Below are 22,392 nucleotides of genomic sequence, written 5' to 3' on the forward strand. Positions count from 1 at the left end.
GGGGGGCGGGCGGGGCGGGGAGGGCGGGCGAGAGGCCGGGGCGATCCACCGACCGGCCCGGCAGGGCAGCCGGCGGACCCACGGTGGCGGCGGCCGGCGGGGCCGGAACGGCGATCGGGGCGGCGGGCGCGGGATCGGTCCGGGTCGCCAGGACGGGTGCCGGGTCGCCGCCCGGGCCGGTCTTCTGGGTGAGCAACAGGAGGCCGAGGCCGCTGCCGCCCAGCAGCAGGAACGCCAGGCTGCCGGCCAGCAGCAGCCGGTGCCGCTGCTGCCGCCGCCGGGCGCGGATGCCGACCCGGGCCGGCAGGGCCGGCGAGGCCTCGGTCTCGAGCGCCTGGCGGGCCATGGCGACCCAGGCGTCGCCGCCCGGCAGGTTGACGGTCGGCCCGCCGGCGAAGGCGCGCTCGACCGGGCTGTCGGGACCCGACAGGCGCAGGATCGGCAGGACGCCGGGAAAGATGGCCGGGAACCGGGCACGCTCCAGCCGCTGGCGAACCAGCGCCACGGACTCGACCGGACCGCCGGCGATGGCGATGCCGTGACGGGGGTGCAGCAGGACCAGGGGCAGGACATGGCCGCCCACGCGGCAGCCGTGCAGCCGCAGCCACGGGCCCTGGGATGGCGGCGCGGCGGGACGCGGCGCAGCCGGCGCCCTGGCCGCTGCCGGTGCTGCCGCGGCCGGTTCTGCCGCGGGTGGGCGGCGATCGGCCGCAGTCCCCTCGCTGCCACCGGCCGGTGCGGCGGTGACACGTGCGGTTGCCTGGCGCGCCTGGGAGTCCCAGCCCTGGAAGGGTGGGGTTGCCGACCTGGGGGGGTGAACGACGGGTGACATGTGCTCCTGCACGACGGGCGCGACCGAGGGGGCGGTCCGTCCTGGTGACAGAATTGCAATGCCTTACGATGGGGGCCGGTCGCATCCCCAGGTACTCACAGTGCTGCGATCCGTGTTACCGCCGGTGACGGGCGGCGCCGGGTCAGCCCTTCCCGGCGCGCGGCCGCTGCAGGAAGGCCTGCATCATCCGGCGGGGCTCCTCGGTCGCCCAGGCGCTGGCGAAGGCGGGGATGCCGGCGGCGACGGCCTGGCCGGTGGGCAGCCCCTCCCACTGGCGGATCAGCGCCTTCTGGATGCGCAGCGCCTGACGGCCGGCGGCGCCGAGATGGGCGAGCCAGTGCTCGACGGCGGCGTCCAGGCCGGTGGCGGGGGCGATGCGCTCGACGAAGCCCCAGTCCAGCGCCGCGGCGGCGCCGATGGTCTCGCCCAGCAGCAGCAGGCGGCGGGTGCGGCCCCAGCCGATCAGCCCGGGCAGCAGCGCCGCCTCGACCACGGAGGGGATGCCGACGCGGACCTCCGGCATGCCGAACATGGCGTGGTCGGCCGCGAGGCGCAGGTCGCAGGCGGCGGCGAGTTCCAGGCCGGCGCCCAGGGTCCAGCCGTTGATGCGGCCGATGACCGGGGCCGGGCAGTCCCGCACCGCGCGGCAGCAGCCATGCACCAGGGTTATGAAGGCCTCGGCGCCGGCGGCATCCTCGATGGCGGCCATGGTGCCGATGTCGGCGCCGCCGACGAAGGCCTTGGGGCCGGCGCCGGTCAGCACCACGGCATGCAGCGCGTCATCGGCCGAGAGGGCGGCCATGGCGGCGGCGAATTCCTGCATCAGCGCGGGGTTGAGGGTGTTGAGCTTGGCCTGGTTGTCGATGGTGACCCAGGCGACGCGGCCGGTGGTGGGGCTCTCGCGGAATTCGGTGAGGATCCGGCCGGGCATCAGCGGGGGGTCCCGAAGCCAGCGGTCTGGGCATAGCCGCGGGCGATGGCGGCGAGGTCTTCCATGGCGATGACATCCTCGATTCGGGTGAAGCCGCGGGGCGCGCGGTCGTGCACGACGTCGACGACCCGTTCGGGGCCGCCCTGGCGGTTGCTGGCGACGAGCGCGGCGGTCTTCGGCAGGCGGTCGGCCTCGTAGGCGGCCAGCGCGGCGGGGGCGGGGCCGGCGGCGAGCAGGTCCGCGAGGACCCGGGCGTCCAGGATGGCCTGGGAGGCGCCGTTGGAGCCCACGGGGTACATCGGATGCGCCGCGTCGCCGAGCAGGGTGACGCGCCCTTCGGTCCACCAGGGCAGCGGGTCGCGGTCGCACATCGGGTATTCCAGCCGGTCGGGGGAGGCGCGGATCATCGCCTCCACCGGCAGGAAGGGCAGCTTGAGGCGGCGGGCGAGCGGCAGGACGTCCGCGAGGCGGCCGCGGCGGGACCAGTCCTCGCGGCGGGGCGGCGGCGTCTCGCCCGAACCCGTGCGGGCATAGATGACCCAGTTGGTCAGGCGGTGGTCCGGCGTGCTGCCGGGGCCGATGGGGTAGAAGACCAGCTTGGCGCGGCGGTCGCCGGCGATGAGCATGACGTCGCCGGTCTCGAAGGCCGGCCAGTCGACGGCGCCGCGCCACATCTGGATGCCCTGCCAGCGGATGCCGCCATCGGCCGGGTGCAGCAGGGCGCGCAGCGCGGAATGGATGCCGTCGGCGCCGACCAGGGCGCTGCCGCGCAGCGTGGTTTCGGCCCCATCGGCGACGGCGAAGCGGGCGGTGACGCCCTCCCCGTCCTGGGTATAGCCCGCGAGGCGCAGGCCGCAGCGGAGGGCGCCGGGCGGCAGCCGCTCGGCCGCCGCGCGCCAGAGGATGCCGTGCAGCCGGCCGCGGTGGATGGAGAATTGCGGCATGGGATGGCCGGCGTGCAGGCCGCGCGGCTCCGACCACAGGGTCTGGCCGAGGTGGTTGAGGTAGCGGAGTTCCCGCGTGCGGATGGCCGCCGCATCGAGCGCCGGCAGCAAGCCGAGCGCCGCCAGCTCGGCGATGCCATGCGGCAGGGTATTGATGCCGACGCCAAGCTCGCGGACTTCCGAGGCCGCTTCGAGGACGGTGCAGGCCAGCCCGCGCTGCTGGAGCATCAGCGCGAGGGTGAGGCCACCCACGCCGCCGCCTGCGATGAGAATCATGGACCGGCCCCTCCCCTGGGCGGCGGATGCTAGCCGCCCGGGTCGGGTGGTGGAAAGCCGGGGGGTGTCAGCCCTGGCCGGGGCCGGCGATCTGCCGCGGCAGGCCGGCCGGCAGGCGCTGCTGCAGGGCGGCCAGCCGGTCCGAGATATTGGTCGGCGGCAGCGCCTTGCCCGAGGCCGCGGCCATGGCGGCGGCGATGTTCGGGTCGTCCTGCTCCGGCTTGCTCGGCGCCAGCAGCTTGGCCTTGGCATTGGCCGCCTCGGCCACCGCCAGGTTGCGGGCGGCATTGTCCTGCATGGCCTTCAGCGCGACCGAGAGGCCGCTGGTGGCGCTGGAAAGGCCGGCGGCCTGGCGGGCGCCTTCGGCGCGGCGCTCGGCGACCTCGCGCTGCTGCTCGGCGCGGGTCATGTCGCGCTGGGCGCGGTTCAGCGCGTCGCGGGCGGATTTCAGCTTGGCCCCGGCCTGGGCATAGGTGTCCTCGAGCATCTTCAGGAACTGGCCGGCATCCTCGGCATCCTGGGTCTCGCGGTCCACCTCGGGCGCCATCTGCTCGAGCATGCCGACCAGGGTGCCGAGGCTGCGCTCCAGCTCGGACTTGCGGGCGGGGTCGGACTCGGCGGTCATGCGCTGCTGCAGCTGCTCGGCGGCGGCCATCCGCTGGCGGGAGAGCTGGGTGATGGTCTCGGCCTCGCGGCGCTCGCGGTCATAGGCCTGGCGCGCCTCCGCCACCTGGCGGCCGAGCTGGTCGAGGTGCTGCTCCATGGTGCGCAGCTCGGCCTCGGTGGCGGCCTTGGGGTCCCAGCGGACCAGGGCCTCGACGGCGCCCTGGACGGCCTGGTCGGTCTTCACGCCAACCAGGTTGCGGATGAATGAGATCATGGCGGGGTTCCTCGAATGAATTGCGGGGTCGGTCAGCCGGCCATGGCCCCGGCGTTGATCAGCGCCACGGCGAGCTGGATGCCGATGACGACGCAGGCGGCGGCGATGTTGCCGGCCTCGATCATGCCGCGCAGGCCGCGGAACAGGGCGGTGGTCAGCAGGAAGGCCAGCAGCTGCAGCACCACCGCGACGATGCCCCAGAGCAGGATGTCGAGCGTGACCAGGCTGCTGCCGAGCGTCGCGGCGAGCGGGATGGCGAGCGCCACGATGGCGCCCATCAGCACGATGCCGGCGGCGGCGTTGCCGGCGCGGACCAGCCGCATCTCGTGGAAGGGGGTCACCGCCATGTAGGCGGCGATCCCGGCCCCGAGCAGCGCCAGGGTGATCGCCATCTGCAGGACCAGGACGGGAAGGCCGAGCCGCAGGGTGTCCAGGATGCTGTCCAAGGCGGGGATCCTCAGGTGAGGGAAAGGGAGGCGGGGTTGATGTCGATGCCGGCGCGGATCTCGACCCCGGCGCGGTCCCCCGCCTCCAGCGCGGAGACCAGGAGGTATTCGGCCTGGGGCGCCGGGGGCGCGGCGCCGGTCGGGGCGGCATAGAGCATGGCCTGGATCCGCAGCTCGCGGGTACCCTCCAGGGTCTCGATGGTCTCGACCATGTCGCGCGGCGGCACCGGGTTGTCGCCGGGCGCCCAGGCGCGGGCATAGGTCTTGCCGTCCTTGGTCTGGAATTCCGGCCAGCCGATCATGCCCTGCTGCGGGTCGAGCCAGGCGGACCATTCATTGGCATCGGCCGGGGTCACCTCGTCGATGACGGCGAAGTAGCGGCATTCGTCCATCTGGCCCTGGGCATCCAGGTGGATCTGGAAATAGCCCTGGCCATTCGGCAGGTAGAGCCGGGTCAACTCCTCCGAGCCCTCCCGGATGCGGCCGATCGCCTGGACGCTGACCTGCGGGCTGCCCTGAGTAAAGGAGGGCGGCGGCACCTTCAGCGCGGCGCCGCCGAGCAGGAAGGGCGTCGGGTCGCAGGTCAGGGTCATGCCGAGGCGGAAGCGCGGCGCGGCGCTGAAATCGCCGCCGGGTCTTGGAGTGCCGGGGCGTGGAGCAGCAGGGCGCATGTCGCGGCCTCCGGTCGCAGGCGCGGTGCCGGCGCCGGTGCGCATCCGGCGATAGGCCAGCAGCGCGAAGGCGCCGCCGCCGCCGAGGATCAGCAGCCAGAGCAGCGAGGGCGTGCCGGCCGCCTCCGCGGGCGCCGCGGTGGTGGGGGTGCGGACATCGTCCTGCGGCGCCATGGCGACCTCGGGCGGGACGTCGGGCGGCAGGTAGTTCGGGTCGCGCGGTTGATCGCGGCGCTCGGCCAGGCGGCGGTCGAGCTCGTCGAGCTGCCGGCGGATCTCGCCATTGTCCTGCGCCTGGCGCTCGGCCTCGGCGCGCCATTCGCGGTAGCCGGGGTCGTCCTGGTGGTTGTGGAAGAAATCGGTGGAGCCGGCGCGGCCGAGGTTGCTCAGCAGGTAGCCGAGGAAGACGCCGCTCCAGAGGCCGAAGCGGCCCTGGCCCCAGCCGCCCTGGCCCAGCCCGGGGAAGCCACCGGGCGAGAAGCCGCGGTCGCGGAACCAGCCACCGTTGCGGGTGGCGGGATTGCCGGCATAGCCGCCGCCGGGCTGCGAGGTGGCGGGGGGCAGTTGCGGGCGCGTGGCCTCCTGCTGCTGCCGGCGCATCCGGTTCAGCGCCTCGGAGGAGCGTTCCTGGGAATAGCCGCGGTCCCAGCCGGAGCTGCTGCCGGGCGGCAGGATGGAGGGGCGGCGGGCGCTGGGCGACGGCAGCGAATAGCCGCCGCTGCCGCCGTAGCTGCCGCGGGTGGAGGGGGTGCGCGGCGACACGCGCGCGCCGCCGAAGGACGGGGTGCGGGAATAGCCGCCGGAGCGGGGCCGGGAATAGCCGCCGCTGGAGCGCGCCTGGGCGGCCGCCTCGGTCGCGGCACCGCCGGCGAGCAGGACGCCCAGGGGGACGGCAAGCGGCGGCTGCAGCAGCAGCGGCAGGGTGAGGAGACAAGCACGCAGGCGCGCCGGCATTCGGTATTCCATGGCGACGGGCAGGCTGGCGAGATGCCGGGGCCGCGGTGATCCCGGGGCTCAACGGCGGTCGCGGCAGAATGTTCCGTCGGAACCGGCAGCGGCGGTCAGGAAGCCGAAAGCCGCGGCGAGGCTTGGGCCCCCGCCGCGCCCGGTCCGGAGCTCAGATCGGGTTGGCGCCCGGTGCCGGGCCGATGTCGTCGGCCAGGGTATCGCTGGCGGAGACGCTGTCGTGGTCGTCCTTCCAGGAATTGCGCTGCTTCATCATGCGGCGGGCGAGGCAGGCGCCGCCGACCAGGGCAGCGCCGGTGCCGAGCCCGGCGGCGAAGGCGAGGCCGGCGGCGGCCATGCCGGCGGCAGCGGTGGCGGTGGTGGCGGCACGCATGAACATGGGGGTATCCTTCGGATGATGCCGCTAGAGGTGGGCGGTGCCAGGCATGGGTCAACCGGGCGCGCGGCGAGGTTCCGGCCTTGGCTCGCGGTAGGTGAAGCCCTCCCCTGCCCCGGCCGCCTCCTCGACCGCGAGGGCCAGCAGGCCGTGATCGGGCGAGAGGGCGCAGGCCGGGTCGGTGGCGGCGGCATCGCCGGTCAGGGCGAAGGCCTGGCAGCGGCAGCCGCCCCAGTCGATCTCGGCGCGGTCGCAGGAGCGGCAGGGCTCGGGCATCCAGCCGGTGCCGCGGTAGCGGGCGAAGGCCTCGGAGGTTTCCCAGGCGGCGCGGAGCGAGGAGGTGCGGACATTGGGGAAGTCGAAGCCGGGCAGGCTTTCCGCCGCATGGCAGGGCAGGATGCGGCCGGCCGGGGAGACCGCGAGGAAGCGGCGGCCCCAGCCGCCCATGCAGGCCTTGGGACGCTTCGCATAATAGTCCGGCACCACGTAGTCGATGACCAGCCGGCCGCGATGGGCGGCGCGGGCGGCCTCGACGGTCGCGGTCGCGGCCTCGAGCTGGGCGCGGGTCGGCAGCAGGGCGTCGCGGTTGCGCAAGGCCCAGCCGTAGTACTGGACATGGGCGACCTCGAGCCGGCCGGCGCCGAGGTCCAACGCCATGTCGATCAGCGCCGGCAGCCGGTCCAGGTTCTGCCGGTGGACGACGGCGTTGAGGGTCAGCGGCAGGCCGGCGGCGGTGACGAGGCGGCCGATGGCGAGCTTCTTCGCATGCCCCCCGGCATAGCCGCCGATGCGGTCGGCGGAGCCGGCCTCGGCGTCCTGCACCGAGAGCTGGAGGTGGTCGAGCCCGGCCTCGGCGAGGGCCGCCAGGCGGCCGGCGTCCAGCAGAACGCCGGCGGTGATGAGGTTGGTATAGAGCCCGGCGGCGCCGGCGGCACGGACCAGGTCGAGGATGTCGCGGCGGGCGGTCGGCTCGCCGCCGGAGAGGTGGAGCTGCAGGCAGCCGAGCTCGGCGGCCTCGGCGAAGACCCGGGCCCAGGTGGCGGTGTCCAGCTCCTCGGCGACGCCGGTCAGCGCGGTGGGGTTGGAGCAATAGGGGCAGCGCAGCGGGCAGCGGTGGGTGAGCTCGGCGAGCAGGGCCAGGGGGGCGTCGGTCATGCGGCGACGACGCCCTTGGCGGCGAGGTCGTCGAGCATGGCGAGGACATCGGTCAGGATCTCGGCGCGCGGGGCGGCGAAGCGGGCGGCGAGGTCATCGGCCATGGCATCGATGCTGCGGGCGCCGTCGACGAGGCGGAGGATCTCGAGGGCAATGGGGTCGGGGACGAACATGCGCTCGGGGCCGAGCACCACCCATTGGCCGCGGGCCTTGTCCTCGCGCAGCTTCATGCCGCGGGCGAGGCGGGGGGTGTCCTCCGGCGTCACGGCCGGAAGGCACCGGGCGGCGGCAGGGCCGGCTCGACATAGGCGAAGTGCAGGGCGTCGAGCTGGGCCCAGAGCAGGTCGCATTTGAAGCGCAGCGCGGCCATCACCTGCTCCTGCTCGGCGCGGGTGGTCGGCACCCGCTTCACGTAGTCCATGGCGAAGGCCACGTCCTGCGGCGCCTGGGTCAGGCGCGGGGTGAAATAGGCCAGCGTCTCGGCCGAGACGAAATCGTAGTTGCGGAGCATGCCGGAGACGCGCTGCGAGATGATGTCGGGCGAGAACATCTCGGTCAGCGAGGAGGCGACGGCTTCCAGCACGCTGCGGTACTTCACGAAGTTCACATAGGCATCGACGGCGTAGCGGGTGCCCGGCAGCAGGCCTTCCAGCGAGACGACGTAGTCGCGGTCGAGGCCGAGGCCGTCGGTGAGGCGCAGCCAGCGCTCGACACCGCCGGGATGGGTGCCGTCGCCGTCGTGGTCCACCAGCCGGCGGCGCCATTCGCGGCGCAGCTCCGGCGTCGGCAGCCGGGCGACGAGGGAGGCGTCCTTCGCCGGGATGCTGGCCTGGTAGTAGTAGCGGTTCAGCGCCCAGGCCTGGACCTGTGCCTTGCTGAGCTTGCCGCCATGCAGCAGGTGATGGAAGGGGTGGAGGATGTGGTAGCGCTCGGCGCCGATGGCGCGGAGCCGGGCCTCGAGCTCCTCCGGCGGGAGCAAAGCGGTGTCGCTCACGGCGCGATCTCCATGCCGTCCGCCGCGACCTCCCAGCCGGCGGCGGTGACCGCGGCGCGTTCGGGGCTGTCGGCGAGCAGGACGGGGTTGGTGTTGTTCAGATGGATGAGGATGCGGCGGCCGATCCGCAAGCCCGCCAGGGCGGCGATCGTGCCCCCCTCCCCGTCGATGCTCATGTGGCCCATGCGGGCGCCGGTCTTGGGGCCGGCGCCGGCGCGGATCATCTCGTCGTCGCGCCAGAGGGTGCCGTCGAAGAACAGGCAGTCGGCGCCGTCGATCCGGGCGGCGAGCGCCGGGGTCATGGCGGCACAGCCGGGGATGAAGACCAGGGAGCGGCCGGCCGCCGAGAGGCGGAGGCCGATGGTCTCGCCGTCGTCGGCCCGGCCGGGGTCCTGCCCCTGTTCCTGAAACAGCGGCACCTTGCCGGGGACGGCGAAGGCCTCGAGCGTCAGGCCGAGCGGGGTGCCAGCGGCATCGGCCAGGGCGAGCGGTGCGTCCAGCAGCAGGCTGCGGCGGGGGACCGTCGCGGGGTTTACCGCGAGGAAGATGGGATTGGCCGCCAGGGTCTCCAGCGCCGCCGGGGCGGCATAGAGGGCGAAGGGGTGGCCCTCCCGCAGGGTCAGCAGGCCGGCGATGGTATCGACCTCGGCCCCGGTCAGGACCACGGCGGCGATGGGCGAGTTGCGCAGCGGCGCCGGGCGCGGGTGCAGCGCCGGGGTCGCCTCGAGCTGGGCGCGGAGGTCCGGGGCGGCATTCAGCAGCACCCAGCGGTCGCCATCGGCGGTGACGGCGAGCGAGGCCTGGGTGCGCGGCAGGGCGGCGGGGTCGCCGGCGCGGGCGCGGCGGCAGCCGGGGCCGGCCGAATTCCATTGCGGGAAGCCGCCACCGGCGCCGGCGCCGAGGACGATGGCACGCAGACTCATCGGAACGCCCTGGCCATGGTCCTGCACACCCTCCTGCGGTGCCCTCTATCGCACCGCCAGGCCGGCGGGTCGATTCCGGGCCGGCCTCAGCGGCCGGGCACCGTGGCGGTGACCTCGATGGCGGCGTACCAGGCGGCGAGGTCGGCGATCTGGGCGTCGGTCAGCTCTCGCGCCATCAGGCTCATCTGTTCCTGCTGGCGGGCGCCGCTGCGGAAGGCCTCCAGCTGGGCAGCCAGGTAGGCCGGGTTCTGCCCGGCGAGGTTGGGCGCGTCCGGCTGCACCGCGATCCCGTCGTTGCCGTGGCAGACGGCGCAGCGAGCGCCGGCCAGGCGGCGGCCGGCGCGCGGGTCGGCCGCCTGCGCCGGCAGGATGGCGCAGGCGAGCAGGAGGCCCAGCAGCAGCCGCATCAGCGCCGCCGGTCGTAGGAGATCCGGTAGAGGGCGCCGGCCATGTCGTCCGAGACCAGCATCGAGCCGTCCCGCAGCAGCGCCACGTCCACCGGCCGGCCGAGGTACTCGTTGGTCTCGGCATCGAGCCAGCCTTCGGCGAAGGGCTTGTGTTCCTTCACCGTGCCATCGGCATTGAGGAAGGTGACCATGATGCGGGCGCCGACCGGCTGGGTGCGGTTCCAGGAGCCATGCTGGGCATTGAAGATCGCGCCGCGGTATTCCTCGGGGAACATGCGGCCGTCGTAGAAGGTCAGGCCGAGGTCGGCGGCATGGGCTGCGGTCTCGACCATCGGCGGCACCGTCTCGGCCGGCGGCTGGGCGCTGCGGTATTCCTGGGTGCGGACGCTGCCGCCGCCGAACCAGGGGAAGCCGAAATTCTGGTTGGCCGCGGTGATGCGGTTGAGCTCGCCGGGCGGCGTGTCGTCGCCCATGCCGTCGACCTGGTTGTCGGTGAACCAGAGCTCGGGCCGCCCCGCGGGGGTATTCGGGCGGAAGGCGATGCCGACGCTGTTGCGGATGCCGCGGGCATAGATCTCGCGGCCCTGGCCGTTGCGTTCCATGCGGATGATGCCGCCCATGCCGACGCGGCTGAAGATCTCCTGCTTGGCCGGGCTCGGCACGTTGAAGGGCTGGCCGAGCGAGACGTAGAGCTTGTTGTCCGGGCCGATGCGGCAGACCCGGGCGCCGTGGTTGAAGCTCTCCTCGGCGGCGGGGATGAGCTGGCCCTGGGGGACCACCATCTCGGCCGCGACATCCGGCGTCTCGTAGAAGAATTCGGCGGCGGGGAATGCGATGACCCGGTTGTGCTCGACGATGTAGAGGATGCCGTCGGGCGAGAAGCAGACCCCGTTGGGGACGCTGAACTGCACCGAGGGGGCGAAGACCTTCACCTCGTCGGCGACGCGGTCGCGGTCCCGGTCGGTGACCGCCCAGACCCGCTGCTTGCGGGTGCCGACGAAGATGACTCCGGAGGAAGGGCCGACGGCGATGTGCCGGGCATCCGGCACCACCGCGAAGAGCTCGATCCTGAAGCCTTCCGGCAGGCGGATCTGTTCCAGGTTGCGGCGCAGCGCATCGGCGCGGCGGCCTTCCTGCGGCACCGTCTCGATCGCCATGGAGGTGCCGGTGGTGCGGAATTGCTGCAGCCGGTCGAGGTTGCCCTGGCCGGGCGTGGGCAGCGGCCCGGTGGGCGGCGGGCGGACATTGGGGCCGGTCTCGCCGGGGACGGCGCCGCCGGTATTGGTCTGGGCGCGCCCGGGTTGGGCCTGATTCTGGGCCTGGTTCTGGGCCGAATTCTGGGCCTGCGGCTGGGCCAGGGCGGGCAGTGCCGCCAGGGCCAGGCCCGCGCCGAGCAGCAACATGGATCGCTTCATGGTCGCCTCCCCCATCCTGCCGCCGTGGCCCGGCGGTCTCGGGGGACAGCATGCGCAAACCGATGCGATTGCAGCGATGACAGTCGTGTGAGCGGCAGCAGGGGAGCGGGATACGGCCAAGAAAAAACCCCGCACCGGGCCAGGCCGGTGCGGGGCTTTCCCAGGGCCGGCGGTGGCCGGCCAGCCTTAGCCGACGTCGGCGCAGGCGTAGCTGTTGATTTCGAGGGCGAGCGAGACTTCGGTCACGCGGGGCTTGGTCCAGGCCATGAGGTCCTCCTGCGGAGATTATCGTTGCGGCAAGCTGCCGCCGTCATTGTGGTGGCACGGCGCGGCCACATCAAGCGGCACGCGCGACGGGCGGTACCGTCGGGGCGGAAACCACCGTCCCGGCCGCGGGTTCCGCGGCGGCGCGGCAAAGCGGCCGAGCCGCTTACCCTGGGCCCAGGCGTGCTCTAAGCAGCGGCCATGCCCATATGCCAGGGCCGCAATCAGGACAGGAGCGCAACATGAGCTACAGGGTCGCGGTCGTCGGCGCCACCGGGGCGGTGGGGCGGGAGATGCTGAAGACCCTGGCCGAGCGGGGCTTCCCGGTCGGCGAGGCGGTGGGGCTGGCGCCGCCGCGCGCGGTGGGGGCCGAGGTCTCCTTCGGCGAGAAGACGGTGCTGAAGATGCGCAACGTCGAGACCTTCGACTTCAAGGGCACCGACCTTGTGCTGTTCGCCGCCGGCCAGGCGATCGCCGCGGCCCATGCCCAGCGGGCGGCGGCGGCGGGCTGCATGGTGATCGACGACAGCGGGCGGTTCCGGATGGAATTCGACGTGCCGCTGGTGGTGCCGGAGGTGAACCCCCAGGCGCTGAAGCGGGCGGCGAAGCGGCGGATCGTCGCCAGCCCGACCGGGCCGACCATCCCGCTCGCGGTGGCGCTGAAGCCGCTGCACGACATCGCGCGGGTGAAGCGGGTGGTCGCCTCGACCTACCAGGCGGTCAGCGGCGTGGGCAAGGAGGGGATGGACGAGCTGTTCAACCAGACCAAGGGCAGCTTCGTGAACGACCAGCCCACGGTCGAGCATTTCCCCAAGCCGATCGCCTTCAACTGCATCCCACAGGTCGATGCGGTGCAGGAGGACGGGGCGACGCGGGAGGAATGGGCGATGGCGATGGAGATCCGCAAGATCCTCGACCCCGACGTGCTGCTGGTGGCGACCTGCGTGCGGGTGCCGGTCTTCATCGGCCATGGCGTCTCCGTGCTGGCCGAGTTCCACGACGCGATCGGGGTGGAGGCGGCCTGGGAGGCGCTGCGGGACGCGCCGGGTATCCAGCTGGTCGATAAGCGGGAGGACGGCGGCTACGTGACGCCGCTGGAATCGGTCGGCGAGGATGCGGTCTTCGTCAGCCGGATGCGGGCGGACCCGACCGTGCCGCATGGGCTGGCCTTCTGGTGCGTGGCGGACAACCTGCGCAAGGGCTCGGCGCTGAACGCGGTGCAGATCGCCGAGGTACTGGACCAGCAGGGCATGATCGGCGGGCGGCGGGCGCTGGCCTGACCGGCGCCCGCCGGATGGTGGCGGCGGGCTAGGCCATCTCGTCCAGCAGCGCCCGGCAGGCCTTGGCGCAGGCGTCGCAGGCCTCGGCGCAGATGCGGCAATGCGCATGCATGCCGGCATGGCGCCGGCATTCGTCGCCGCAGGCGCCGCAGGCCGTGAGGCAGGCCTGGAGCGCCGCCTCGGTCATCGCCCGGTTCGGCTTGGTCAGCCGGGCGACAATGCGGCCGGCGGCGCCGCAGAGGTCGGCGCAATCGAGGTTGAGGCGGATGCAATGCACCAGCTCCGGCAGGTGCGGCTCGGCCAGGCAGGCATCGGCGCAATTGGTGCAGGTCTGGGCGCAGTCGAAGCAGGCCTCGATGCAGGCGCGGATCGTCTCCATCGCCGACGGCTGGTGCGGGTGGGTCCGGAGCATGTCCTGCAGATGGTCCATCGTGGGAACTCCTCGGGCGGGTTGCGCACCAGGGAACGCCCGGCCGGGGGGCTTGGCTCCCGCTCGTTCCGGCCGCCGGGCGGCCGCGCAGATCCCGCTGGCGCGGGCGGCGCGGCCCCGGCATGCTTCGTCCCCGATCGGCAATGACGGGCATGGTTTCGATGGATGGTGACAGGTATCGGCCGCTGGTGCCGCCGCAGGCACCGGACCTGCTGGCGATGCACCGGCATGGGCTGGAGATGGTGACGGCCGCCAACCGGCTGGCGCTGGGCTGGATGCAGCAGGCGGCGGCGCAGCATGCGGCGCTGACCCGCCGGACTTTTGCGCAGATGACCGAGACGGCGCGGCGGGTGGCCACGGCCGAGGCGCCGCCGGAACAGGCGCAGGCGGTGGTCGCCATGCTGGCGGATGCGCGGGCGCTGAGCCTGCAGACGGCGGAGGAGATCGCCGCGCTGATGACCCGGATGCAGGGCGAGGCGGTGGCGCTGCTCGACCAGGCGATGCGGCCGCCCGAGGGTGAGGCCTAGCCCTTCCGCAGGTATCCGGTGAGGCGGTCCAGCGCCTCCGCCAGGGTCGCGTCCTGCTGGGCGTAGCAGAGCCGGAAATGCCCCTCCCCGCCCGGGCCGAAGGCCGAACCGGGGGCGAGGCCGACCTTGGCCTCATGCGCCATGCGCTTGGCGGCGGCCAGGCTGTCGGTCAGGCCCGCCACCCGGAAGAAGCTGTAGAGCCCGCCGGAGGCGACCGGGGCGGTGATGCCGGGGATGGTGGCCAGCGCGGCGGCGGTCATGTCCCGCAGCCGGTGGAAGCGCCCGGCCAGCTCGGCGACGAAGTCGTCGCCCTCATCCAGCGCGGCGACGCCGGCGCGCTGCACGAAGACCGGGGCGCAGGAGGTATTGTACTCGACGATCTTGGCGAGGCCATCGAGCAGCGCCGGCGGCGCCACCAGCCAGCCGAGGCGCCAGCCGGTCATGGCCCAGGACTTGGAGAAGCTGTTGACGCTGATGACCCGGTCCTCGGGCGTGGCGATGTCGAGGAAGGAGGGCGCCGAAGCGCCTTCGAAGTAGATCCGGTCGTAGACCTCGTCGGCCAGGATCCAGGTGCCGGTGCGGCGGCAGTGGTCGAGGATGGCGCGCTGTTCCGCCGCGGTGAAGGCGAAGCCGGTGGGGTTGCCGGGGGAGTTCAGCAGGGCGAGCTTCGTCGCCGGCGTGATGGCGGCGAGGAGTTGTTCGACATCGACGCGCCAGAGGCCTTGCGAGAGGTGCAGCGGCACGGTGCGGAGGTCGGCGCCGAGGATCTGCGGGATGGCGCCGATGTTGGGCCAGTGCGGCGCCAGCGTCACCGCCTGGTCGCCGGGGTCGAGCACCGCCTGGCAGGCGAGCATGATGGCATTCACGCCGCTGCTGGTGGCGCAGATGCGGTCGGTCCCGATGCTGCGGCCGCGGCGCCGCTGGTAGCGGGAGATCGCGGCGCGCAGCTCCTCGATGCCGAGGTTCGAGGAATAGAAGGTCTCCCCGGCCGCGAGCGAGTCGGCGGCGGCGCGGCGGATGAAATCGGGCGTGGCGATGTCGCCCTCACCGACCCAGAGCGGGATGAGGCCGGGGATGCCCTGGCCCGCGTTGAAGACTTCCCGGATCTTGGAGGATTCCAGCGCGGCGATGGTGCCGCGCGGGCCGGTGAAAGGCGACATGGTCAGCGTCCGGTGAAGGTGGGCTTGCGCTTCTCGAGCATGGCGTTGACGGCTTCCTTGTGGTCTTCCGTCGTATGCGCCAGGGCCTGGAAGGCGGCGGACATCTCGAGCAGCGTCGAGAGGCGGGTGTGCTGGCCCTCGCGCAGCAGCTTCTTGGTCATGCGGACCATCTCCGGCGGGTTGGCGGCGATGCGGCCGGCGAGCGCCAGGGCGGCGGCCATCAGCTCCTCATGCGGGACGACCTTGGAGACCAGGCGGACGTCCTTGGCTTCCTGCGGGGAGAGGAGGTCACCCGTGAAGCTCATCTCGGCGGCGACGGACATGCCGACGACGCGCGGCAGCAGCCAGGCGCCGCCATCGCCGGGGACGATGCCGACCTTGACGAAGCTCTCGGCGAAGGCGGCCTTGTCGGAGGCGATGCGCATGTCGCACATGCAGGCGACGTCGAGGCCGAGGCCGATGGCCGGGCCGTTCACCGCGGCGATGGTGGGCGCGTCGCAGTCATACAGCGCATTGGCCATGGCCTGGACGCCGCGGCGGTAGTTCTCCCGCACGTCGGCATGGCTGCCCTCGAGGATGCCGCGGCGGTCGCGCATGGCCTTGAGGTCGCCGCCGGCGCAGAAGGCGGTGCCGGCGCCGGTGAGGATGACGCAGCGCACCGAGCGGTCGCGGTTCACCCGGTGGACGGCGGCGACGACGTCGTCGCAATCCTGGAAGGTGGAGATGGCGTTGCGCTTCTCCGGCGCGTTCAGGGTGAGCGTGACGATCGGGCCGTCCTGCTCGTATTTCACGTAGTCGGTCATGCGGCGGTTTCCTCGTCTCGGCTGGTCAGGTCGGCCCAAAGATTGCTGCCGCCGCGGGCGAGCGCGGCGGTGCCGATGCGGCCGGCCCAGAGGCGCTCCGGGCCGCAGGCATCGCGCCAGGCCCAGAGGCGGCGGGTGAAGAGGTGCAGCGGGTGTTCATCCGTGAAGCCGATGGCGGCATGCACCTGGTGGACGATGTCGGCGGCGATGCCGGCGGCCTCCCCGGCCACGACCTTGGCGCTGGCGATCTCGAATTCGGCCCCCGCCAGGCCGCGGCGGTCGGCGGCGCGGCCGGCATTGGCGACGGCGACGGCGGTGGCGGCGACCTCCCCGGCGCAGCGGGCGAGCAGCTGCTGCACCGCCTGGAAGCCGCCGATGGCGCGGCCGAATTGCTTGCGGGTATTGGCGTAGTCCACCGTCATGTCGAGCACCGCCTCCAGCGCCCCGGCGATGAGCGCCGCATGGAGCAGCGCGCCGGCGAGCAGGGCGGCATCGGGGCCCAGCGCCGGCGGCAGGGCGGCGGCGGCGGTGCGGGGGCCGGGCACGCGGCTGTCGTAGGGCAGCCGCGAGATGGGCTGGCGGGCATGCTTATGCGCGGTCGCCGGATGCAGGACCAGGCTGCCGTCGACGATGCCGACCAGGTGGTCGGCCTTGCGGCCCCAGGGCAGGCCGGGCTCCCGCGGCACCACCAGGGCCAGCATCCCGGCGGGGGCGGCGATGCCGGCCGCGGCGAGGAGGCCGCCGGCGGCCATGCTCTCGGCCAGCGGCACCGGCGCGCCGTGGCGGCCGAGCACGTGCCAGACGGCGGTCGCATCGCCCCAGCCGAGGCCGGCGCCGCCCTGGTCCTCCGGCAGCATGGCCAGCGGCAGGCCGAGCGACTCGACCTCGGCCCAGAGGGCCTCCGGCCAGGTGCCGGTCTCGGCGGCGCGCAGCAGCGCGGGGCTGGAGCGGTCGGCCAGCAGGCGCTCGACCTGCTCGACCAGGATGTCGCGGATCTCGCTCATGCTCAGCGGAGCCCCAGCTGGCGGGCGATGATGCCGCGCAGGATTTCGCGGGTGCCGCCGCGCAGGCTGTAGCTGCGGGCGACCATGGTCATCAGGCCCAGCATCTCCTGCACCTGCGGCGGGGTGCGGGCGGGGTCCACCAGGGCGCGGATCTTCTCGGGCAGGGATTGCTCGTAGTCGTTGCCGGCGTCCTTCACCAGCGCGGCCTCCCGCGCGGGCGTCTTGCCGTCCTGCAGCATGCCGGCGACGGCGAGCGACATCTGCCGCAGGGTGCCGGCGCGGGCGAGCAGGCGGCCGACCGCCTCTGGCGCGGCGGGCTCGGCGCGGAGGTCGTCGAGCGCCTCGGTCAGCAGCGGGAGGGAGGAGAGGTAGCGCTCGGGACCGGCGCGCTCGAAGGCGAGTTCGGCGGTCGCCTGTTCCCAGCCCTGGCCCTCGGTGCCGACCAGCATGGAATCGGGGACGAAGACGTCGTCGAAGGTGATCTCGTTGAAGCCCTCCTCCCCCACCAGGTCGAGGATGGGGCGGATGGAGATGCCCGACAGGCGGCAGTCGACCAGGAACTGGCTGAGGCCCTGATGGCGGGCCTTGGGGTCCTGGGCGGGGCCGGTCCGCAGCAGGGCGATCATGAAGTCGCAGCGGTGGGCGTTGGTGGTCCAGACCTTGCGGCCGTTGATGCGCCAGCCGCCGGGGACCTTCTCGGCGCGCGTCCGCAGGCTGGCGAGGTCGGAGCCGCTGTCGGGCTCGGACAGGCCGATGGCGAAGGCCAACTCGCCGCGGATGATGCGGGGGAGGAATTCGCGGCGCTGCTCCTCGGTGCCGAGGCGGAGGATGAGGGGGCCGGATTGCCTATCGCCGATCCAGTGGGCGCCGACCGGGGCGCCGACGGCCAGCATCTCCTCCAGCACGACGTAGCGCTCCATGGCGCTGCGCTCGCCGCCACCATAGGCCGCGGGCCAGGTCATGCCGATCCAGCCGCGCTTGCCGACCTCGCGGGAGAATTCGCGGTCGAAGCCCATCCAGGAATAGGCCGGGACGATGGGCGGCCAGTCGCGCCCGGCCTCGGCCAGGAAGGCGCGGAGGCTGGCGCGGAGGGCGGGGGCGCCCGGTGGGGTGTCCCGTAGGTCGAAGCGGAGGCCCGCCATGCCGTCTCTCCCGAGGTTGGTCTTGGGGGCCTTGGTGGCGCAGATCGGCGCGGGGCGCCAGGGGGGGAAGGCCAGGGAAGGTTGGGGACCAGCCCCCAGGCCCCCGCCGGAGCCGAAGCCCGGCCCTGACCCTGGGCTGTTCAACCCTCCGGAACGCGGAGGGTTGAGGCGGCGAACGAGGGCGCCGATGACGGCGCGGAAGCGGTCCCGTGAGAGTAAGCGTCGGCGGTTGGACTTCAGGATGGTAAAGGCGAGGCGGCGGAGCCCCTAAGCAGCCCCGGGGTAGCGGGCTGCGGCAGCTGGGCCATCGCGCCGGATACCAGCCGTCAAACCGAAGCACATCATGTCCGCGGCGTCATGTCAGCAGCGTGTCAGGCGAACGAACCCCACAGCATGACTGCTGCCAGAACCACCGCCAGGGCAATGGCTCCGACCATCTTCAAGCGCCTTGGATCACCTGGGGCATCGGTTGGCACCAGAGGTGAGTGCTTCTCCGAACGTTCGGCTTCGCGGACCGCCGCGATCATCTCCGGCGACGGAGGCTCGCCAGCGGCTTCATCGTCAGTCCCGAGAGAGGCCATCGACGGGTCTAGGACAGCAACCTTGTCGCCCGTCGACCCACTCACGATGTCCTGGCGTAACTGGGCAAGCGTCGCCGTAGGCCCGCTGTCAGGCAGGGGTTGCGGCCGCGGCTCAAGCTCGGTTGGGTCATCGTGCCGCGGCATGTCGTCGTGCTTAGCCATAAGTCATCCTTGGTGTAAACGTGATGGCTCAGACAACGCCCCCTGACACCGCCAAGTTGCCACAAAATAACCGCGCCTGAAACACCCCAATTTGGAACGGCATCTGCAAATATTTATTTTCCTGGATGCTGAATGAGGCCCTTATAAACATTGGATGAGGGGCCATCCCGTTATGCAGAGATGTTCAGCACTCTGTATTGCCTCACGTAACCTGCTGGTGGCGCTCAGGTTAAAGCCTGCAGCAACGCCCAAGCCTTGCCTTCCTCCCTCCACAAGGCTTTCCTCCCACCCGAAGCGAATGGGGTGGCAACGTGGATAAATTCGGCATTGGCCAACCGGTGCGGCGCAAGGAAGACGTCCGGCTGCTGACCGGGCGTGGCACCTATACCGACGACATCAGCGCCCCGGGCCAGGCGCATGCCTACGTGCTGCGCAGCCCGCATGCGCATGCGCGGATCGTCTCGATCGACGTCGCGGCGGCCCGGGCGGCGCCGGGGGTGGTGGCGGTGCTGACGGGGCGGGATGCGGCGGCCGACGGGATCGGGCATTTCCCGGTCATGGTGGACGTGCCGGGCAAGGGCGGGGCCAAGCTCTTCCCGACGCCGCGGGAGATCCTGCAGACCAGCAAGGTGCGCTTCGTCGGCGACCCGGTGGCGTTGGTCGTGGCCGAGAGCCGGGCGGAGGCGCAGGACGCCGCCGAGCTGATCGAGGTGGAGTACGAGATCCTGCCGAGCGTCACCGATACCGGCGGCGCGCTGGAGCCGGAGGCGCCGGTGATCTGGGAGGAGCATGGCAGCAACCTCTGCGTGCTCTGGGACAGCGGGCGGGAGGCGGAGGCCGAAGCGGGCTTCGCCAAGGCGGCGCATACCGTCTCGGTCGAACTGGTGCAGAACCGGCTGGTCGGCAACCCGATGGAGCCGCGCGTCGCGCTCGGCGAATACGATGCGGCGACGGGGAGCTACACCTTGCACTCGCCGACCCAGGGCGTGATGCGGGTGCAGGATGGGCTGGCGAAGCTGATCCTGAAGGTGCCAAAGGACAAGCTGCGGGTGATCTCGCCGGATGTCGGCGGCGGCTTCGGGCTGCGGGGGAAGATCTTTCCGGAGTCCGGGATGGTGCTCTGGGCGGCGAAGAGGCTCGGGCGGCCGGTGAAGTGGATCAGCGGCAGGACCGAGACCTTCCAGTGCGACCCGCATGGCCGGGACCATGTGACGAAGGCCGAGATGGCCTTGGGTGCGGATGGCAAGGTGCTGGGGGTAAAGATCCGCACCTTGGCGGCGATGGGCGCCTATCTGCAGGATTTCGGGCCGCGGGTGCCGACGGTCGCCGGCGGGCGGATCATGGGCACGGTCTACGACATCCAGGCGCTGAACTGCCAGGTGAGCTGCGTCTTCACCAATACCACGCCGACGGACGCCTATCGCGGCGCCGGGCGGCCGGAGCAGGCCTATGTGCTGGAGCGGCTGCTGGACAAGGGTGCGGCGGCGCTCGGCATCGGGCGGGACGAGATCCGGCGGCGCAACTACATCCGGCCGGAGCAGATCCCCTATACCAACGTCGTCGGCAATGCGATCGACAGCGGGTTGTTCGCCGAGACCCAGGCGATGGCGCTGAAGCTGGCGGACTGGGACGGCTTCCCGGCGCGGAAGGCGGCCGCCGCCGCGCAGGGCAAGCGGCGCGGGATCGGCATCGGCTATTTCATCGAGGCCTCGGGCGGCCAGCCGAGCGAATGGGCGCGGGTGCGGTTCGAGCCGGATGGGATGGTCTCGGTGACGGTCGGCACCTTCAGCCATGGCCAGGGGCATGAGACCGCCTATGCCCAGGTGCTGCACGACAAGCTCGGCGTGCCCTTCGAGAAGGTGCGGCTGGTGCAGGGCGATACCGACGTGGTCGAGCAGGGCAATGGCACCGGCGGCTCGCGCTCCTCGCAGATGGGCGGCGTGGCGATCAGCCGGGCCTCGGAGCTGGTGGTCGCCAAGGGGCGGCGGCTGGCGGCGCAGCTGCTGGAGGCCGGCGTCGATGACGTGGAATTCGACCGCGGTACCTTCCGGGTGGCGGGGACCGACCTGAGCGTCGGCTGGGACCGCGTCTACGAGGCGGCGCAGAGCCCGCCGGAGGGCGAGGCGCCGGGGCTGGACGAGGCCTTGCTGTACACCCGCAACACGGAATGCAATTTCCCCAATGGCTGCCACGTGGCCGAGGTGGAGATCGACGAGGATACCGGGCAGGTCGCCATCGTGCGCTATGCGGCGGTGGACGACGTGGGCAATGTCATCAACCCGATGCTCGTGCATGGGCAGAGCCATGGCGGCATCATGTCCGGCATCGGCCAGGCGCTGCTGGAGCATGCCTTGTACGACAAGGAAAGCGGGCAGTTCCTGACCGCGACCTTCCAGGACTACTGCATGCCGCGGGCGGCCGATGCGCCGGACTTCGACCTCGGCTTCAACATCGTGCCATGCCCGAACAACGACCTCGGGGTGAAGGGCGCCGGCGAGGGCGGGGCCTGCGGCGCGCCGCCGGCGATCGTCTCGGCGATCTGCGAGGCGCTGGAGGTCGGGCATATCGACATGCCGGTGACGCCGGAGAAGGTGTGGCGGGTGCTGAGCGGCAAGGTGGCGGCGTGAGCCGTCTTGCCGGAGGCAAGCCATGACCCAGGACTTCATCCCGGCGGCCTTCATCCGCGGCGGGTCGTCGAAGGGCGTGTTCTTCCATGCGCGGGACCTGCCGGGCGACCGCGCGGCGATCGACCCGATCCTGCTCGGCGTGCTGGGCAGCCCGGATCCCTATGGGCGGCAGCTCGATGGGATGGGGGGCGGGATTTCCTCGCTGTCGAAGGGCGTCATCATCGGGCCGCCGACGCATCCGGAGGCGGATGTCGACTACACCTTCGCCCAGGTGGCGGTGGATAGGCCGGTGGTCGACTGGAAGGGGAATTGCGGCAACCTGTCCTCAGCCGTCGGCCCCTTCGCGGTGGATGAGGGGCTGGTGCGGGTGGCGGATGGGGAGGCGCTGGTGCGCATCCATCAGGTGAACACCCGGAAGATCATCGAGGCGCGTTTCCCGGTGCGGGACGGCAAGGCGGAGGTGCGGGGCGACTTCGCCATCGCCGGCGTCGCCGGGACCGGGGCGCGCATCCGGCTCGATTTCCTCTCGCCGGGCGGGTCGCAGACCCCTGCCCTGCTGCCGAGCGGCAATGTGGTCGATGTGCTGGAGGTACCGGGCTTCGGGCCGCTGCGGGCGACGCTGGTGGATGCGGCGAACCCAGCGGCCTTCGTCGATGCGCGGGATTTGGGGCTGACCGGGGCCGAGAGCCCGGAGGAGATCGAGGCGCGGCCGGACCTGATGGCGCTGCTCGACCGCATCCGGCGGATCGCCGGCGTGGCGATGGGGCTGGGCGCGACGCCGGAGGCGGTGGGGCTGGCCAGCCCGCGCATCGCCTTCGTCGCCGGGCCGACCGCGGCCCGGACCTTGGACGGCCAGGTGCTGGACCCGGCGGGGCATGACGTCACGGTGCGGATGCTCTCGATGGAGCGGCCGCACCGGGCGGTGCCGATGACCGGGGCGATGGGCCTCGCCGTCGCCTGCCGGATCGAGGGCAGCATCCCGCATGCGCTGGCGCGGCGCGGGGTGCGGCCGGAGGAGATCCGGGTGGCGCATCCCTCCGGCATGCTGACGGTGGGGGCGGAGGTGCGGCTGGGGAACGACGGCTGGCAGGCCGAAAGCGCGGTGGTCTTCCGCACCCAGCGGCGGCTGATGCAGGGGGCGGTGGCGGTCCCGGGCTGAGACGCTTCCCAAAGCGGGCGCGGCGCGCCAAAGAGGG

General features: G+C 72.5%; 24 protein-coding genes. 4 read left to right on the forward strand and 20 right to left on the reverse strand.

Going from position 1 to position 22,392, the window contains the following annotated elements; translation table 11 throughout:
* From AC0IW9_RS03080 to pqqA, 14 genes are all read right to left on the reverse strand, one after another.
* Window positions 1–583, reverse strand: a 583-nt coding sequence (locus AC0IW9_RS03080) for a hypothetical protein (protein ID WP_471646730.1), incomplete at its 3' end; no start/stop codon positions are given.
* 391 nt (window positions 584–974) lie between these two features.
* Window positions 975–1,763 carry an enoyl-CoA hydratase gene (locus AC0IW9_RS03085; protein ID WP_471646731.1) on the reverse strand — a complete coding sequence of 263 codons (789 nt, stop codon included), beginning with the start codon at window positions 1,761–1,763 and terminating at the stop codon, window positions 975–977.
* Window positions 1,763–2,983, reverse strand: a complete 1,221-nt coding sequence (locus AC0IW9_RS03090) for a flavin-dependent oxidoreductase (RefSeq protein WP_471646732.1) — start codon at window positions 2,981–2,983, stop codon at window positions 1,763–1,765. Before AC0IW9_RS03090 ends, AC0IW9_RS03085 begins: the two co-directional genes overlap by 1 nt.
* 67 nt (window positions 2,984–3,050) lie before the next feature.
* The gene (locus AC0IW9_RS03095; protein ID WP_471646733.1) at window positions 3,051–3,863 is read right to left on the reverse strand and encodes a hypothetical protein; all 813 of its coding nucleotides are present in this window, start codon (window positions 3,861–3,863) and stop codon (window positions 3,051–3,053) included.
* Window positions 3,864–3,895: 32 nt separating this feature from the next.
* Window positions 3,896–4,309, reverse strand: coding sequence for a DUF350 domain-containing protein (locus AC0IW9_RS03100; protein ID WP_471646734.1), 414 nt, complete (start codon window positions 4,307–4,309; stop codon window positions 3,896–3,898).
* A gap of 11 nt (window positions 4,310–4,320) precedes the next feature.
* On the reverse strand, window positions 4,321–5,934 hold the full coding sequence (locus tag AC0IW9_RS03105; protein ID WP_471646735.1) for a DUF2491 family protein: 1,614 nt from the start codon (window positions 5,932–5,934) through the stop codon (window positions 4,321–4,323).
* Between the two features lie 163 nt (window positions 5,935–6,097).
* Window positions 6,098–6,325: a hypothetical protein gene (locus AC0IW9_RS03110; protein WP_471646736.1), complete on the reverse strand. Its 228-nt coding sequence runs from the start codon at window positions 6,323–6,325 to the stop codon at window positions 6,098–6,100.
* Between the two features lie 51 nt (window positions 6,326–6,376).
* Window positions 6,377–7,477: a pyrroloquinoline quinone biosynthesis protein PqqE gene (pqqE, locus tag AC0IW9_RS03115; protein WP_471646737.1), complete on the reverse strand. Its 1,101-nt coding sequence runs from the start codon at window positions 7,475–7,477 to the stop codon at window positions 6,377–6,379.
* Window positions 7,474–7,743 carry a pyrroloquinoline quinone biosynthesis peptide chaperone PqqD gene (pqqD, locus tag AC0IW9_RS03120; RefSeq protein WP_471646738.1) on the reverse strand — a complete coding sequence of 90 codons (270 nt, stop codon included), beginning with the start codon at window positions 7,741–7,743 and terminating at the stop codon, window positions 7,474–7,476. Before pqqD ends, pqqE begins: the two co-directional genes overlap by 4 nt.
* Window positions 7,740–8,471: a pyrroloquinoline-quinone synthase PqqC gene (gene pqqC, locus AC0IW9_RS03125; protein ID WP_471646739.1), complete on the reverse strand. Its 732-nt coding sequence runs from the start codon at window positions 8,469–8,471 to the stop codon at window positions 7,740–7,742. Before pqqC ends, pqqD begins: the two co-directional genes overlap by 4 nt.
* On the reverse strand, window positions 8,468–9,394 hold the full coding sequence (pqqB, locus tag AC0IW9_RS03130; protein WP_471646740.1) for a pyrroloquinoline quinone biosynthesis protein PqqB: 927 nt from the start codon (window positions 9,392–9,394) through the stop codon (window positions 8,468–8,470). The genes pqqC and pqqB overlap by 4 nt, the downstream gene beginning before the upstream one ends.
* An 86-nt stretch (window positions 9,395–9,480) precedes the next feature.
* Complete coding sequence (locus AC0IW9_RS03135; RefSeq protein WP_471646741.1) at window positions 9,481–9,801, reverse strand: c-type cytochrome; 321 nt, start codon at window positions 9,799–9,801, stop codon at window positions 9,481–9,483.
* Window positions 9,801–11,216, reverse strand: a complete 1,416-nt coding sequence (locus AC0IW9_RS03140) for a PQQ-dependent sugar dehydrogenase (RefSeq protein ID WP_471646742.1) — start codon at window positions 11,214–11,216, stop codon at window positions 9,801–9,803. Before AC0IW9_RS03140 ends, AC0IW9_RS03135 begins: the two co-directional genes overlap by 1 nt.
* A 186-nt stretch (window positions 11,217–11,402) precedes the next feature.
* On the reverse strand, window positions 11,403–11,483 hold the full coding sequence (pqqA, locus tag AC0IW9_RS03145; RefSeq protein ID WP_471646965.1) for a pyrroloquinoline quinone precursor peptide PqqA: 81 nt from the start codon (window positions 11,481–11,483) through the stop codon (window positions 11,403–11,405).
* 239 nt (window positions 11,484–11,722) lie between these two features.
* Here pqqA and AC0IW9_RS03150 point away from each other — a divergent pair, with 239 nt between their 5' ends.
* Window positions 11,723–12,760, forward strand: coding sequence for an aspartate-semialdehyde dehydrogenase (locus tag AC0IW9_RS03150; protein WP_471646743.1), 1,038 nt, complete (start codon window positions 11,723–11,725; stop codon window positions 12,758–12,760).
* Between the two features lie 28 nt (window positions 12,761–12,788).
* Here the strand turns inward: AC0IW9_RS03150 and AC0IW9_RS03155 are convergent, their stop codons facing one another.
* Window positions 12,789–13,190, reverse strand: a complete 402-nt coding sequence (locus AC0IW9_RS03155) for a four-helix bundle copper-binding protein (RefSeq protein ID WP_471646744.1) — start codon at window positions 13,188–13,190, stop codon at window positions 12,789–12,791.
* A 161-nt stretch (window positions 13,191–13,351) separates the two neighbouring features.
* Between AC0IW9_RS03155 and AC0IW9_RS03160 the strand changes: the two genes are divergently transcribed.
* The gene (locus tag AC0IW9_RS03160) at window positions 13,352–13,717 is read left to right on the forward strand and encodes a phasin family protein (protein ID WP_471646745.1); all 366 of its coding nucleotides are present in this window, start codon (window positions 13,352–13,354) and stop codon (window positions 13,715–13,717) included.
* Here AC0IW9_RS03160 and AC0IW9_RS03165 read toward each other — a convergent pair.
* The 5 genes from AC0IW9_RS03165 to AC0IW9_RS03185 all read right to left on the reverse strand — a co-directional run bounded on the left by AC0IW9_RS03165 (window position 13,714) and on the right by AC0IW9_RS03185 (window position 18,569).
* Window positions 13,714–14,877 (reverse strand): pyridoxal phosphate-dependent aminotransferase, encoded by a 1,164-nt coding sequence (locus AC0IW9_RS03165; protein WP_471646746.1) that lies wholly within the window; start codon window positions 14,875–14,877, stop codon window positions 13,714–13,716. The genes AC0IW9_RS03160 and AC0IW9_RS03165 overlap by 4 nt on opposite strands.
* 2 nt (window positions 14,878–14,879) lie before the next feature.
* On the reverse strand, window positions 14,880–15,680 hold the full coding sequence (locus AC0IW9_RS03170) for a crotonase/enoyl-CoA hydratase family protein (RefSeq protein WP_471646747.1): 801 nt from the start codon (window positions 15,678–15,680) through the stop codon (window positions 14,880–14,882).
* A complete protein-coding gene (locus AC0IW9_RS03175; RefSeq protein WP_471646748.1) occupies window positions 15,677–16,684 on the reverse strand; it encodes an acyl-CoA dehydrogenase family protein in 1,008 nt (335 codons plus the stop codon). The genes AC0IW9_RS03170 and AC0IW9_RS03175 overlap by 4 nt, the downstream gene beginning before the upstream one ends.
* Before the next feature lie 2 nt (window positions 16,685–16,686).
* Entirely contained in the window at window positions 16,687–17,826 is a 1,140-nt protein-coding gene (locus AC0IW9_RS03180) for an acyl-CoA dehydrogenase family protein (RefSeq protein ID WP_471646749.1), read from the reverse strand.
* A 371-nt stretch (window positions 17,827–18,197) separates the two neighbouring features.
* Complete coding sequence (locus AC0IW9_RS03185; protein WP_471646750.1) at window positions 18,198–18,569, reverse strand: hypothetical protein; 372 nt, start codon at window positions 18,567–18,569, stop codon at window positions 18,198–18,200.
* A gap of 311 nt (window positions 18,570–18,880) precedes the next feature.
* On the opposite strand from AC0IW9_RS03185, the gene AC0IW9_RS03190 reads away from it, so the two are divergent.
* Both AC0IW9_RS03190 and AC0IW9_RS03195 read left to right on the forward strand, forming a co-directional pair.
* Window positions 18,881–21,196 carry a xanthine dehydrogenase family protein molybdopterin-binding subunit gene (locus AC0IW9_RS03190; protein WP_471646751.1) on the forward strand — a complete coding sequence of 772 codons (2,316 nt, stop codon included), beginning with the start codon at window positions 18,881–18,883 and terminating at the stop codon, window positions 21,194–21,196.
* A 22-nt stretch (window positions 21,197–21,218) separates the two neighbouring features.
* Complete coding sequence (locus AC0IW9_RS03195; protein WP_471646752.1) at window positions 21,219–22,355, forward strand: PrpF domain-containing protein; 1,137 nt, start codon at window positions 21,219–21,221, stop codon at window positions 22,353–22,355.
* Window positions 22,356–22,392: the final 37 nt, after the last annotated feature.

Source organism: Belnapia sp. AC561, assembly GCF_979252845.1.

Bases quoted from the DNA above. Each gene is read 5' to 3' on its own strand.
- AC0IW9_RS03105 (WP_471646735.1), bottom strand. From the start codon at position 5,934: ATGCCGGCGCGCCTGCGTGCTTGTCTCCTCACCCTGCCGCTGCTGCTG.
- AC0IW9_RS03090 (WP_471646732.1), bottom strand. From the start codon at position 2,983: ATGATTCTCATCGCAGGCGGCGGCGTGGGTGGCCTCACCCTCGCGCTG.
- AC0IW9_RS03110 (WP_471646736.1), bottom strand. From the start codon at position 6,325: ATGTTCATGCGTGCCGCCACCACCGCCACCGCTGCCGCCGGCATGGCC.
- AC0IW9_RS03195 (WP_471646752.1), top strand. From the start codon at position 21,219: ATGACCCAGGACTTCATCCCGGCGGCCTTCATCCGCGGCGGGTCGTCG.
- AC0IW9_RS03160 (WP_471646745.1), top strand. From the start codon at position 13,352: ATGGATGGTGACAGGTATCGGCCGCTGGTGCCGCCGCAGGCACCGGAC.
- AC0IW9_RS03185 (WP_471646750.1), bottom strand. From the start codon at position 18,569: ATGGCTAAGCACGACGACATGCCGCGGCACGATGACCCAACCGAGCTT.
- AC0IW9_RS03165 (WP_471646746.1), bottom strand. From the start codon at position 14,877: ATGTCGCCTTTCACCGGCCCGCGCGGCACCATCGCCGCGCTGGAATCC.
- AC0IW9_RS03095 (WP_471646733.1), bottom strand. From the start codon at position 3,863: ATGATCTCATTCATCCGCAACCTGGTTGGCGTGAAGACCGACCAGGCC.
- AC0IW9_RS03140 (WP_471646742.1), bottom strand. From the start codon at position 11,216: ATGAAGCGATCCATGTTGCTGCTCGGCGCGGGCCTGGCCCTGGCGGCA.
- AC0IW9_RS03175 (WP_471646748.1), bottom strand. From the start codon at position 16,684: ATGAGCGAGATCCGCGACATCCTGGTCGAGCAGGTCGAGCGCCTGCTG.
- AC0IW9_RS03155 (WP_471646744.1), bottom strand. From the start codon at position 13,190: ATGGACCATCTGCAGGACATGCTCCGGACCCACCCGCACCAGCCGTCG.
- AC0IW9_RS03135 (WP_471646741.1), bottom strand. From the start codon at position 9,801: ATGCGGCTGCTGCTGGGCCTCCTGCTCGCCTGCGCCATCCTGCCGGCG.
- AC0IW9_RS03150 (WP_471646743.1), top strand. From the start codon at position 11,723: ATGAGCTACAGGGTCGCGGTCGTCGGCGCCACCGGGGCGGTGGGGCGG.
- pqqA (WP_471646965.1), bottom strand. From the start codon at position 11,483: ATGGCCTGGACCAAGCCCCGCGTGACCGAAGTCTCGCTCGCCCTCGAA.
- pqqB (WP_471646740.1), bottom strand. From the start codon at position 9,394: ATGAGTCTGCGTGCCATCGTCCTCGGCGCCGGCGCCGGTGGCGGCTTC.
- AC0IW9_RS03180 (WP_471646749.1), bottom strand. From the start codon at position 17,826: ATGGCGGGCCTCCGCTTCGACCTACGGGACACCCCACCGGGCGCCCCC.
- AC0IW9_RS03170 (WP_471646747.1), bottom strand. From the start codon at position 15,680: ATGACCGACTACGTGAAATACGAGCAGGACGGCCCGATCGTCACGCTC.
- AC0IW9_RS03085 (WP_471646731.1), bottom strand. From the start codon at position 1,763: ATGCCCGGCCGGATCCTCACCGAATTCCGCGAGAGCCCCACCACCGGC.
- pqqE (WP_471646737.1), bottom strand. From the start codon at position 7,477: ATGACCGACGCCCCCCTGGCCCTGCTCGCCGAGCTCACCCACCGCTGC.